Source organism: Ruegeria sp. AF2 (genome assembly GCF_056542025.1).
On sequence record NZ_JBQFZC010000001.1, the window covers coordinates 227,707 to 239,417 of the forward strand.

The following is an 11,711-nucleotide window of genomic DNA, read 5'->3' on the forward strand; positions in this document are numbered from 1 at the left end:
CAAAAAAACACAAGTAGAAAAGCGAGAATGGAACCTGAAACTGTGACCCACCTCACAGCCCTAAATCAGCCCATCTGCTACAGTTGACCTAATGGCAACCTTTGCAGGAGGCCCTTATGTCTACATCGCTTGTTCCCCTTATCGCTTTTGGATCAGCAGGCCTTTATTCCGTTGCCATGATCGCGATGAAGTTCTGGTGGAAACTCCCCGGCGTGGGTCTTGGTCTACTGATCGTCGCGACCCTGCTGGCCGGGGCCACGCTCGAACTCGCCGCGCTGCGCGAGGAACGGCTGGGCATCATCTATACCGGCATTCTTGGGGCCGAGGTTGTTCTGATCGCCATCGCCTCATTCTTTCTTTTCGGCGAGAACTTCTCGTATCGCGAGGCGGCAGGTATCGGTCTGGTCATCCTCGGCACTGCGCTGGCCTGGGCCTGACGCAAACATTACCGGTTCATGAAGTTTCCCTTAGGTAAGTTGTAACTGGCGCACCTCCGCCCAATCTGTATGCCACAGCAAGGATGTTCGCTTTTGAACTCCAAAGGGTCGCTTTCAGGAGGAGATCCCCATGACCAGATACATGACTGCCGGAGCCGCCGCTCTGGCCACGTCCCTCGCCCTCGGAACCGCAGCACTGGCCGATACCACACCGGATCTGCGCGGCACGTGGGTCGGGTCCTACACGACCGTGCAGCCCAGCCATTATTACAAGGGCGATCAGCCCCGCTTTAATCAGGCCGAATGGATGCTCGACGTCCAGATGCAGGAAGACAATGTCTTCTGGGGGCCCAGCAAGTGGCGTCGGGATGGCGACACTGAATGGAATGAATACGAGGCCACCGGAACCATCAGCCTCGATGGGTCTGGCTCGATCGGCATCGTTGAAACATCCCCGCTGGTGATTGGCGCCAATGCGTTGATCGATGCGCGGTACGAGGACGGCAAGATCTTTGCCGATTTCCGTAGCCTGCGAAACGGAACGACCTACAGCACAGTTCTGGAACGTCAGGTGAACTGAAGCGTTTCCGGCCCGATCGGATGTTAAAGGGGGTTAATGCCGCTGAGATTTGTGACTGCGGCAGGAGTAGTAGGTACCCCGTTCAGGTCGGAGCGCTTCTCATAAACAACAGTCTCCACAGGGAGGCGACGGGCCGGGCGGCGATCTCGCCGCCCGCGACAGGGTCCAGACCCCCGCGTTTGAGAATGCGGCGTTCCTCGGCACGGGTCATCTGGATCTCGCGGACCTTCAGCGCGGCGTCGCGCGCGGTGAGGTAAGAACCGTCCGGCCCAGGTTCCATCCCCGGAATACCACGCCCCTTCGACCACCACCCGCGCACCCCGCTGAGCGGGTGTTTGCGTCCGATGGTGTCATCATCCATTAACTCCCAAATCCGCTGCGCCTCGTTCATCGACACCAGTGCGGCGATCGGTTTGCCATAACGGGTCAGCACGATCACTTGCCGGGGGTCTTGCGACAAGGTGGCCAGTTCGCCCAAACGGGCGCGAGCTTGAGAAATGGTCAGGCGCATAGACGAATCTCCGGTTGTACGATTCGAAAGATTGGGGGCTTGAGTGTTGTACAACTCGGACAATACCCCCCTAATTCAGCGCGCGGGACCTTCGCAGGTGCAGAAACCAAGCGAATTCTGGCCCGAGATCCATATTTGACTTTTTCCATCCCCAAGCCTGCGCGATGACGCGAATTCTCGGGTTATCCACATGGCTCTCCCGGCGGATATCAACAGCTTATCCCCGTCTAATTTTTATGCTGCAGTGCTATTTTCTTGCCGGATCATGACGCTGATGTAACAGTCTGGTTACTGCTTCTGATCTTTGGAACAGGGGTGGGATGCAAGGGCCAAGGGGGCCACAGCGGCGAAGGCGGATTTTAGGATTTGTTTGTAGTTGCAATGGCTTACCGGTGGTGGAGCAGGTGGTCTGGGCTTCGGTTCGGGTTAAATGCTAAGCCTATCAGAAGGTCCGCGCGGACTGCGACGCGACACAGCGCGTGTGGCAGTGGCCAAAGTCCCTTCGGGGGCCGAGGCAACTGGACCGGGAAGCCCCTCGGGCGGAACGGACCGGCAAGGCGTCAGGAGTGTCCGCAAGGATGCATGCAAAGACCGCGTCTGAGCACCTGACGCCTTTTCCTTTTTGAGAACCCAAGGTTCATACAGGCTACCACGCACCACCCTCCGGACCAGAACGGGGTTCTTTCGCTTGCGCAAAAGAACCCCGTCAAAGTGTCAGAAATGCAATGCCGCGTCTATGCACCTGTACCGGCACACTACTCGGGTTGGATTGGTGTGGCAACTACATATTGCGGGTAAGCGTTGCCTGAACGCAACATCCCGTCACGATCAGATGTTTTCCTGCACGTCCTCGGCCGCGTTCTGGATGGCATCTCCGGCGTTTTCGATATCTTTGCCAGCGCCCTTTGCGGTTTCACAGGCGGTCAAGGTGAACAGGGCCAGGCCAATCAGAATTGCGCGGATCATAGGTTGCTCCATAAGTGCTTGTTTCGAATTGACTAGCAGCTTTCCCGGGCCATAGCTACAGGTTTTGCATGGCCGATTTCGAAGGGCTAAAAACTAGGCTCAGGTCGCATCCTGAGCGCAAAACAGTTCGTACACCACTTCCAGTATTCGGGCTGGTCGATCATCTGCCAGCCGGTAGTATATCGCCTTGCCTTCGCGACGAGGAACAACCAGCCCCTCAAGTCTGAGCCGCGACAGTTGCTGAGAAACGGCGGCTTGGCGGGCCGATAGCAATTGTTCCAGTTCAGTAACGGATTTCTCGCCCGAGACGAGGTGACACAGGATCATCAAACGCCCTTCGTGGCTTATGGCTTTCAGAAAGTTCGACGCGCGCGTTGCGTTTTCAACCATCCGGTCAAGGTCGCCGGGTGACATATCCTCGGTCATTTGCGGAAAAGCCATGATCGTATTCCCTCGTTATTGCCGCCGAATCCCGACGCCTGACCGGCGCCGCATCCGCAGCGAGAACTCTTGGTACAATTTCCAGGCATGTATTTCCATATGCATGGATCAAAATAGCGTGATGTAACCAGCACGTTTCCGCGCAATCCGTCAACCGACCTGTAGCGGCGTGTGCATTCGGGTCGTACAGGTAGGCGGAATTCGTGGGAACGTTCGGCCCCCCTTGCAGCCCCCCTGTGGCGGCACTAAGACTCGGGTAACTACTCTTCGGGTAATGTCCCGATCCATCGCAAAACAGGCAGGTTCCGAATGTTCGATCCAGTTGATACATATATGAACACACTCGTCCCCATGGTCGTCGAGCAGACCAGCCGGGGCGAGCGCGCATACGACATCTTCTCGCGCCTTCTGAAAGAGCGGATCATTTTCATCAACGGCCCCATCCATGACGGTATGAGCCATTTGGTGGTCGCTCAGCTGCTGCACCTTGAGGCGGAAAATCCGAACAAGGAAATCTCGATCTACATCAACTCTCCCGGTGGCGTGGTCACCAGTGGTTTGTCGATTTACGACACAATGCAGTATATCAAGCCGAAATGTTCCACATTGGTGATCGGTCAGGCGGCGTCGATGGGGTCGGTTCTGCTGGCCGGGGGCGAGAAGGGAATGCGCTTTTCGCTGCCTAACAGCCGGATCATGGTGCACCAGCCCAGCGGCGGTTATCAGGGCCAGGCGAGCGACATCATGATCCACGCGGCCGAGACGCAAAAGCTGAAAGATCGCCTGTATGACATCTATGTGCGCCATACCGGGCAGACCAAAAAGGCAGTTGAAAAGGCGCTGGATCGTGACAATTTCATGAGCCCGGAAGAGGCCAAGGATTGGGGCCATATCGACGAGATCGTCGAGAACCGCGCCAAGATGGATGGTGAAGAGGCCTAGGTTCAAATCCGCGCGCGTCCGGCGTGAGGGATGATTTTGAGATTGTAGCTGCCAGAACGCTGGCCTAAGCTGCAGGCATATACGGCAAGCGCGGCCCTTGAGAGGGGCCGCTGAGACGGAGCCCGAGGGGTAAAGCATGGCGACGAATTCAGGCGGTGACGGCAAGAACACGCTCTATTGCAGCTTTTGCGGCAAAAGCCAGCATGAGGTGCGTAAGCTGATCGCAGGCCCGACCGTGTTCATCTGCGATGAGTGTGTCGAGCTGTGCATGGATATCATTCGCGAGGAAACCAAGGCCAGCGGTCTGAAATCCTCGGACGGTGTGCCAACACCCAAGGATATCTGCGAAGTGCTGGATGACTATGTGATCGGTCAGGCCACCGCCAAGCGGGTGCTGTCGGTTGCGGTACATAACCACTATAAGCGTCTCAATCATGCCCAGAAAGCGGGCAGCGATATAGAACTGGCAAAATCCAACATCTTGCTGATTGGCCCCACCGGCTGCGGCAAAACCCTGCTGGCGCAAACGCTGGCGCGGATTCTTGACGTGCCGTTTACGATGGCGGACGCAACCACGCTTACCGAAGCCGGTTATGTGGGTGAAGATGTTGAAAACATCATCCTCAAACTGCTGCAGGCCAGCGAGTACAATGTCGAACGCGCACAGCGCGGCATCGTCTATATTGACGAGGTCGATAAGATCACCCGCAAGTCTGAAAACCCTTCGATCACCCGCGACGTATCGGGCGAGGGCGTTCAGCAGGCCCTGCTGAAACTGATGGAAGGCACCGTGGCCAGCGTTCCTCCGCAGGGTGGGCGCAAACATCCGCAGCAGGAATTCCTGCAGGTGGATACCACCAACATCCTGTTCATCTGTGGTGGCGCATTCGCCGGACTAGACAAGATCATTGCACAGCGTGGCAAAGGCTCGGCCATGGGCTTTGGTGCCGACGTGCGTGACAATGACGAGCGCGGCGTGGGCGAGATCTTCAAGGATCTGGAACCCGAAGACCTGCTGAAATTTGGCCTGATCCCCGAATTCGTCGGCCGACTGCCGGTTCTGGCGACGCTGGAAGATCTGGACGAAGACGCTTTGGTCACCATCCTGACCAGCCCGAAGAACGCTCTGGTCAAGCAATACCAGCGGTTGTTTGAGTTGGAAGATGCGGAACTGGCCTTTACCGATGATGCGCTGAAGGCGATCGCCAAGAAAGCGATCGAGCGTAAAACCGGTGCACGTGGTCTGCGTTCTATCCTGGAAGACATCCTGCTGGATACAATGTTCGAACTGCCGGGCATGAAGAACGTGACCGAAGTTGTGGTCAACGAAGAGGCTGTGACGTCGGATTCTCAGCCTTTGATCATCTACGCAGACGCGGCGGAATCGGCTTCGGCGGGTTGAACCGCATAGATTGATGCACACACGGCGCGGCAATGCCCGCGCCGTTTTCGTTTGAGGACACGATGACAGTAAGACGTATCTCTTCGGGTGGTGAGTTTGAAGCCAAGGTTGGCTATTGCCGCGCGGTTGTCGCGGGTGGTTGGGTTCATGTTGCGGGAACTGTTGGGCAAGGTGAAACGGTCGTGGAGCAATGCCGCTCGGCGCTGTCTATCATCGAGAACGCGCTGGCCGAGGCGGGTGCTTCATTCTCTGATGTCGTGCGCATCACTTATATGCTGCCGGATCGAACCGAGTTTGAACCTTGTTGGCCCGTTCTTTCTGAAACCTTTGGTGCGAACCCTCCGGTAGCGACAATGATCGAATGTGGCTTGATCGATCCGAAATACCGGATCGAGATCGAAGTCACTGCGATCTTGCCGGAATGACGCAGGCAGTGCTGGCGGCACTGGACCTTGGCGCGCCTTTGGTCCATATCTGCGGGAACAGAAATGCCGGAGGCAGCCGATGGGTATCCTGAACAGTCTTTTGCGGGCCGTGACCTGGTGGAACGGGGCCACTCTGAACACGCAGTTTTACACTGCGCGCAAAGGGATCAAGGTCGGTGAAGACGACGAAGGCAACGTGTTCTATCGCAACGCCGACGACAGCAAGCGCTGGGTGATCTTCAATGGCGAGGCCGAGGCCAGCCGGATCGACCCCGATTGGCATGGCTGGCTGCACCGCACCTGGGATGAGCCGCCAACCGACAAACCACTGGCGCACAAGTCCTGGGAAAAACCGCATCAGGAAAACCTGACCGGCACTGCGCTGGCCTATGCACCTGCCGGTTCGCTGCGTCGTGCCGATCCGATTGAACGCAGCGATTACGAGGCGTGGAGCCCGGAATAAGCGAGGCCAGATGTCTAATCATACGAAGACCGAAGTTATCGTCGGCGGTGCCGTGCTGGCCTGCGCCATTGCGTTCGGTGTTTACGCCAGCCAATCCACAGGCCTGTCTCAATCCGGCGCAGGATACGAGCTGGGCGCGTCTTTCCGCTCGCTCGAAGGTGTGGGCGTTGGCACGGATGTACGCCTTGCCGGGGTCAAGATCGGGACAGTGACTGGCGTTACGCTAAACTCTGATACGTACCGCGCGGACACCCGATTTTCCGTGGCAGATGGTATTCTTATTCCAGACGATAGCGCCGCTGTGATTTCTTCCGAAGGCTTGCTGGGTGGCAACTTTGTTGAGGTTATGCCGGGCGGTTCCCCGTTCTATTTTGAGGCGGGTGATGAGATTACCGATACGCAAGGCGCGGTCAGCCTGATCTCGTTGCTGGTCAAATTCGTGGCCGGGGACGGAAGCGAATGATCCGCGCTGCACTGGTGGCTCTGATAGTCACCGCAACCGGAGCTGCTGCGCAGCAAAAGGTCGAATCCGGCCCCGGCGCAATGTTGCGCGGGTTGGACAAGGTCAGCGGGCAGACGGTGGACATCGAAATGCAGAACGGCGAGACCACGTCGGTCTTTGGTCTGGATGTCGCGCTGGGTGATTGTCGCTATCCAGCCGAAAACCCGACAGGTGACGCCTTTGCCTATTTGACTATCTGGGAACAGGGCAAGGCGCAGCAGCTGTTTGATGGCTGGATGATTGCGACCTCACCCGCGCTGAACGCGTTGGATCACGCCCGCTACGATGTCTGGGTGATACGTTGTATCACACCCTGAGGGGTTTGCTGCAGATCAGCGGTGAAATCTGCTTTCAGGTCAAGCGCTTGTTTCAATTCGCTATGATAAACCGCACGCGGGATCTCGATCGCGCCCAACGAGGCCAGATGCGCCGTCAGAAACTGCGTATCGAACAGCGTGAACCCGGTTTGGCGCAGTCGATCCACCAGATAGGCAAGTGCAATCTTCGATGCGTCCGTGCGACGCGAGAACATGCTTTCGCCAAAAAAGGCCGCGCCGAGGACTACGCCGTAAACGCCGCCAATCAGTGAAGCGCCGTCCCAGACTTCGAGGGAATGCGCGCGGCCGGTCCGGTGTAGTTCCTGATACAGATGGCGCAGTTCGGGATTGATCCAGGTATCCGATCGGTCGGCGCAGCCATCCACGACGCCCGCAAAATCGCGATTGATGCTTACCGAAAACCCACAGGTCCGGATACGCCGCGCTAGGCTGCGGGAGATGTGGAACCCATCCAGAGGGAACACGCCGCGAAACTTCGGGTCGACCCAGAACAACTCGGGGTCGTCGCGATGCTCAGCCATCGGAAAAATGCCGATGGAATAGCCATGGAGCAGAAGTTCAGGGGAAAGGCTCATGCCGGGTGCCTCGGGGCCGAAGGGGGGTTGTCCTTCGGCCCTTTGGTCAGATTAGGCCATGTTCTCCGCAAGCCAGTGCTCCAGCCAGTGGATGTTGTACTCGCCGCTGTGCAGGTCAGGTTCCTGCAGCAGCGCGTGGAACAGCGGCACGGTGGTGTCGATACCGTCGACGATCAACTCGCCCAAAGCACGTTCCAGACGGGCCAAAGCTTCAGCCCGGTCACGGCCCTGAACGATCAGTTTGGCGATCAACGAGTCGTAATACGGCGGAATCGAATAGCCGTCATAGAGCGCGGAATCCATCCGCACGCCCAGACCACCTGGCGCGTGATAGGCCGTAATCTTGCCCGGGCAGGGCGAGAAGTTCGGCAGTTTTTCCGCGTTGATGCGAACCTCGATGGCGTGGCCGTTGATCTCAAGATCGTCCTGACCGAACGACATGTCCTCACCAGCGGCGACGCGGATTTGTTCGCGCACCAGATCGACGCCGAAGATACCTTCGGTCACGGGGTGTTCCACTTGTAGACGCGTGTTCATCTCGATGAAATAGAACTCGCCGTTTTCATAAAGGAACTCGATGGTGCCTGCGCCGATATAGTTGATCTTGGCGACCGCATCGGCGCAGATCTTACCGATCTTGGCGCGTTCTTCCGGCGTGATGCTGGGGCCGGGGGCTTCTTCGAACACCTTCTGGTGGCGGCGCTGCAGCGAACAGTCGCGTTCGCCCAAATGCACTGCCTTTCCCTTGCCATCGCCGAAGACCTGAATCTCGATATGGCGGGGGGTGGTCAGATATTTCTCGATATAGACCTCATCATTGCCAAAGGCGGCCTTGCCCTCGGCGCGTGCGGTCATGAAGGCGCTTTCCATCTCATCGGCGTTTTGTGCCACCTTCATGCCGCGACCGCCGCCGCCGGCGGTGGCCTTGATGATCACGGGATAGCCGAATTCCTCGCCGATACGCTTGGCGTCGGCCAGCGTGGGAACGCCGCCGTCCGAACCGGGAACGCAAGGTACACCCAGTTCCTTCATCGTGTCCTTGGCGGTGATCTTGTCACCCATGACACGAATATGCTCGGCGGTGGGTCCGATGAAGGTAATGCCGTGATCTTCGACGATCTGCACGAACTCGGCATTCTCGGACAGGAAGCCATAGCCGGGATGGATCGCCTGCGCGCCGGTGATTTCACAGGCCGAGATGATCGCGGGCACGGACAGATAGCTTTGCGGGCTGGGCGGGGGGCCGATGCAGACCGATTCGTCCGCCATGCGCACATGCATCGCATCGCTGTCGGCGGTGGAGTGCACGGCAACCGTCTTGATCCCCATCTCGCGCGCAGCACGGATCACACGCAGGGCGATCTCGCCTCGGTTGGCAATCAGGATTTTGTCGAACATGGGCCCGCCTTACTCAACGATGACCAGAGGCGTGCCGAATTCCACAGCATCACCATCGCCGACCAGAATGCGTTTGATGGTGCCCGACTTGGGTGCGTGGATGTGGTTCATTGTCTTCATGGCTTCGACAATCAATAGCGTGTCACCTTCCGAGACCGATGCACCGACCGAGATAAACGCAGGCGCGCCCGGTTCCGGTTGCATGTAAACCGTGCCTACCATGGGCGAGGTCACAGCGCCTGGATGGCTGGCGGGATCATCCACGGCAGCGGGCGCTTCGGCAGCGGCCGGCGCGGCAGCAGGTGCGGCAACCGGTGCAGCCGCAGGAACCGCAACCTGAACCGGAGCGGCCACGGTCTGCGACATGCGGCTGACACGGACATTCAGGCTGTCTTCCTCGCCATATTCGCGCTTGACCTGCAATTCGGTCAGGTCATTCTCGCGCAGCAGTTCGGCCAGTGCCTTGATAAACGCGACATCCGCTTCGTGTTTGGTATCTGTCATGAGTGTCCTCGAAGGTTCCCCTATGCCCGTCTGTTTGCTGCGGGCTTGGTTTGATTACGCAGGGTTATAAGCCATGCAGACGGCCATGAAAAGCGCCGTCTAAGCCTGCCAAATGGGGGTTTTTGCGCGAATTACGAGGGCTGTCGCGATTACAGCGGCGTTCCAGACAATTTTGCGACCAGTTCTGGTAGCTTGCGGGCTCCGTATTTTTCCAAAAGGCGGGCGCGATAGGCCTCGATCGTGCGGTAACTTAGCCCAAGTTCAACGCCAATTTCCTTCGCGGATAAACCCCGGCATGACAGGATGGCCACTTCGCGTTCGCGGGTTGTCAATTGCACCAAGGGGCGCTCTTCCGAGATGTCCGAAAAGCTCCATATCCCGTGCCGGAACGGATCGTCTGGCGTCAGCGAACGCCCCCGCGCGCGGCACCAGAACAGGTCACCGTCGCGTCGCCGCATCACCCGTTCGTCTGTGTAATAGCCTGTATCGCGCATCACCTGCAGACTACGCGCGCCGATCCGTTCCCAATCGGCGACCGAAGGATAAAGATGCAGCAGGGGCATGTTGCGATAGTCAATCTCATCCCCGCCAAAGGTCCGCGCAAATTGCAGATTGCACCGTCGGATGATGCGGTTCTCAAGCTCAACAAGGCCGATGGGGGCGTATTCAAAGGCGGGATCGCTCATGTTCTTATGGTGACGGGTATTGCGTCGAAAGAGAAGGGTGGGCGGCAGGAAAGGGCGGGTTTCTTTCTGTTGCTGTTGTCAAAGTTGTAAATCTTCTTTGAAAATTAGTCAGCAACATATAATAAATACTTAGTTAATCTGCAAATCCAGCCGCAACAGCCAAGGATCTAAACGCCATGCGCGACACGCTGACCGGCAGCCGGATACGCGAAAGACGGCAAATCTCTGGGCTGCGACAGGCGGAACTGGCGCGGCAGGTGGGGATTTCGGCATCGTATCTGAACCTGATCGAGCACAACCGCCGCCGCATTGGGGGCAAACTGCTTGTCGATATCGCGGCGGCTTTGTCCGTCGAGCCGTCGCTGCTGACTCAAGGGATCGAAGAGACGCTCATCGCCGCTCTGCGCGAAGCCGCGGCGGATGCAGTCGGTCAAAAGGCCGAGGTGGACGGGCTGGAAGAATTCGCCGGCCGCTTTCCCGGTTGGTCGGGTGTTCTGGCGCAGATGCATCGCCGCGTAGTGTCGCTGGAGCGCACTGTCGAAGTTCTTTCCGACCGACTGACCCATGACCCGCATCTGGCGGCCTCAATGCACGAGGTGCTGTCGACCGCCGCCGCCATCCGCTCAACAGCTGCAATCTTGGCTGAACCGGGAGAGATCGAACCGGAATGGCGCGACCGTTTCCATCGCAACCTGCATCAGGATGCCGAGCGACTGGCCGAAAGTTCCAAAGCGCTGGTGACCTATCTGGATGACAGCGACGGGCAGCGCGATCTGCGCGGTATCCCACTGGACGCGGTCGAGGCGTTTTTTGCCGAGCAAGGATATCATTTCCCGGAACTCGAAGCCGGTGGGCAATTGACCGAAGTGCCGCTGGATGGGCTCGATTCCGCTGCAGCCAACACTGTGGCCTCGGGGTTGCTGGACCTTTATGCCGCCGACGCGCGCGCTATGCCGCTGGATCAGGTGTGTGCCGCGCTGGATGCAGCAAACCCCGATCCGCTGGCGTTGGCGACGTTGTTTTCAGTGGATCTTGCTACGGTATTGCGACGGTTGGCCTTTCTGCCTGAAGGCACGCTGGCGCGTCCGGCTGGCTTGGTGATTTGCGACGCCTCCGGCAGCGTTCTGTTTTTTAAACCCGCGCCGGGGTTTGCTCTGCCGCGCCATGGCGAGGCCTGTCCGCTCTGGCCCTTGTTCACCGCCTTGAATCGGCCCTTGGTCCCGATCCGGAAACGGGTCGTTCAGCTTGGTCGAACCGCTGCCGAGTTTGAGTGTTTTGCAATCGCAACCCCTCAGCCAGCTAAGGAATTCGGGGCCGAGCCGGTCTACCGATCGGTCATGCTGGTGCTGCCGGTCGAAGACACGGTGCAGCCTGCGGAAAACGCGGCGCAAGCCGGAGCCAGTTGTCGGATATGCCCGAAACGCGAATGCAGCGCGCGGCGCGAGCCATCGATCCTGAGCGAAGGGTTTTGACAGTTTCGTGACGCAGCGCTTAATCTGGGCTGGACGGGTGGCCGGACGTGCAATCCGTCATGGGGAGGA

16 protein-coding genes are annotated in these 11,711 nt (G+C 58.3%); 9 read left to right on the forward strand and 7 right to left on the reverse strand.

Annotated features, from left to right (window positions below; translation table 11 throughout):
* Positions 1–116 precede the first annotated feature (116 nt).
* Positions 117–437 (forward strand): hypothetical protein, encoded by a 321-nt coding sequence (locus ACR0NM_RS01085; protein ID WP_170397195.1) that lies wholly within the window; start codon positions 117–119, stop codon positions 435–437.
* A gap of 130 nt (positions 438–567) precedes the next feature.
* Positions 568–1,017: a hypothetical protein gene (locus ACR0NM_RS01090; protein ID WP_170466098.1), complete on the forward strand. Its 450-nt coding sequence runs from the start codon at positions 568–570 to the stop codon at positions 1,015–1,017.
* Between the two features lie 82 nt (positions 1,018–1,099).
* On the opposite strand, the gene ACR0NM_RS01095 is transcribed toward ACR0NM_RS01090, so the two are convergent.
* The 3 genes from ACR0NM_RS01095 to ACR0NM_RS01105 form a co-directional block, all read right to left on the reverse strand.
* Positions 1,100–1,528, reverse strand: a complete 429-nt coding sequence (locus ACR0NM_RS01095; RefSeq protein ID WP_170397191.1) for a type II toxin-antitoxin system Phd/YefM family antitoxin — start codon at positions 1,526–1,528, stop codon at positions 1,100–1,102.
* Between the two features lie 828 nt (positions 1,529–2,356).
* On the reverse strand, positions 2,357–2,494 hold the full coding sequence (locus tag ACR0NM_RS01100; protein WP_010443271.1) for an entericidin A/B family lipoprotein: 138 nt from the start codon (positions 2,492–2,494) through the stop codon (positions 2,357–2,359).
* A gap of 99 nt (positions 2,495–2,593) precedes the next feature.
* The gene (locus ACR0NM_RS01105; protein WP_170397190.1) at positions 2,594–2,935 is read right to left on the reverse strand and encodes an ArsR/SmtB family transcription factor; all 342 of its coding nucleotides are present in this window, start codon (positions 2,933–2,935) and stop codon (positions 2,594–2,596) included.
* A 309-nt stretch (positions 2,936–3,244) separates the two neighbouring features.
* Between ACR0NM_RS01105 and ACR0NM_RS01110 the strand changes: the two genes are divergently transcribed.
* The 6 genes from ACR0NM_RS01110 to ACR0NM_RS01135 all read left to right on the forward strand — a co-directional run bounded on the left by ACR0NM_RS01110 (position 3,245) and on the right by ACR0NM_RS01135 (position 6,986).
* A complete protein-coding gene (locus ACR0NM_RS01110; RefSeq protein ID WP_170564807.1) occupies positions 3,245–3,877 on the forward strand; it encodes an ATP-dependent Clp protease proteolytic subunit in 633 nt (210 codons plus the stop codon).
* A gap of 136 nt (positions 3,878–4,013) precedes the next feature.
* On the forward strand, positions 4,014–5,279 hold the full coding sequence (gene clpX / locus ACR0NM_RS01115; RefSeq protein ID WP_170397188.1) for an ATP-dependent Clp protease ATP-binding subunit ClpX: 1,266 nt from the start codon (positions 4,014–4,016) through the stop codon (positions 5,277–5,279).
* A 62-nt stretch (positions 5,280–5,341) separates the two neighbouring features.
* On the forward strand, positions 5,342–5,704 hold the full coding sequence (locus tag ACR0NM_RS01120; protein WP_480612831.1) for a RidA family protein: 363 nt from the start codon (positions 5,342–5,344) through the stop codon (positions 5,702–5,704).
* Positions 5,705–5,783: 79 nt separating this feature from the next.
* A complete protein-coding gene (locus tag ACR0NM_RS01125; RefSeq protein ID WP_480612833.1) occupies positions 5,784–6,167 on the forward strand; it encodes an NADH:ubiquinone oxidoreductase subunit NDUFA12 in 384 nt (127 codons plus the stop codon).
* A gap of 10 nt (positions 6,168–6,177) precedes the next feature.
* A complete protein-coding gene (gene mlaD, locus ACR0NM_RS01130; protein ID WP_170466091.1) occupies positions 6,178–6,630 on the forward strand; it encodes an outer membrane lipid asymmetry maintenance protein MlaD in 453 nt (150 codons plus the stop codon).
* On the forward strand, positions 6,627–6,986 hold the full coding sequence (locus ACR0NM_RS01135; protein WP_170397184.1) for a DUF2155 domain-containing protein: 360 nt from the start codon (positions 6,627–6,629) through the stop codon (positions 6,984–6,986). Before mlaD ends, ACR0NM_RS01135 begins: the two co-directional genes overlap by 4 nt.
* On the opposite strand, the gene aat is transcribed toward ACR0NM_RS01135, so the two are convergent.
* The 4 genes from aat to ACR0NM_RS01155 all read right to left on the reverse strand — a co-directional run bounded on the left by aat (position 6,950) and on the right by ACR0NM_RS01155 (position 10,170).
* Positions 6,950–7,582 carry a leucyl/phenylalanyl-tRNA--protein transferase gene (gene aat / locus ACR0NM_RS01140; RefSeq protein ID WP_170404159.1) on the reverse strand — a complete coding sequence of 211 codons (633 nt, stop codon included), beginning with the start codon at positions 7,580–7,582 and terminating at the stop codon, positions 6,950–6,952. The genes ACR0NM_RS01135 and aat overlap by 37 nt on opposite strands.
* A 51-nt stretch (positions 7,583–7,633) precedes the next feature.
* Positions 7,634–8,980, reverse strand: coding sequence for an acetyl-CoA carboxylase biotin carboxylase subunit (gene accC, locus ACR0NM_RS01145; protein ID WP_170397180.1), 1,347 nt, complete (start codon positions 8,978–8,980; stop codon positions 7,634–7,636).
* Between the two features lie 9 nt (positions 8,981–8,989).
* Positions 8,990–9,484, reverse strand: a complete 495-nt coding sequence (gene accB / locus ACR0NM_RS01150) for an acetyl-CoA carboxylase biotin carboxyl carrier protein (RefSeq protein ID WP_170397178.1) — start codon at positions 9,482–9,484, stop codon at positions 8,990–8,992.
* A 149-nt stretch (positions 9,485–9,633) separates the two neighbouring features.
* On the reverse strand, positions 9,634–10,170 hold the full coding sequence (locus ACR0NM_RS01155; protein ID WP_170799917.1) for a LuxR C-terminal-related transcriptional regulator: 537 nt from the start codon (positions 10,168–10,170) through the stop codon (positions 9,634–9,636).
* A gap of 176 nt (positions 10,171–10,346) precedes the next feature.
* Between ACR0NM_RS01155 and ACR0NM_RS01160 the strand changes: the two genes are divergently transcribed.
* Positions 10,347–11,642 (forward strand): short-chain fatty acyl-CoA regulator family protein, encoded by a 1,296-nt coding sequence (locus tag ACR0NM_RS01160; RefSeq protein ID WP_480612835.1) that lies wholly within the window; start codon positions 10,347–10,349, stop codon positions 11,640–11,642.
* Positions 11,643–11,711 lie beyond the last annotated feature (69 nt).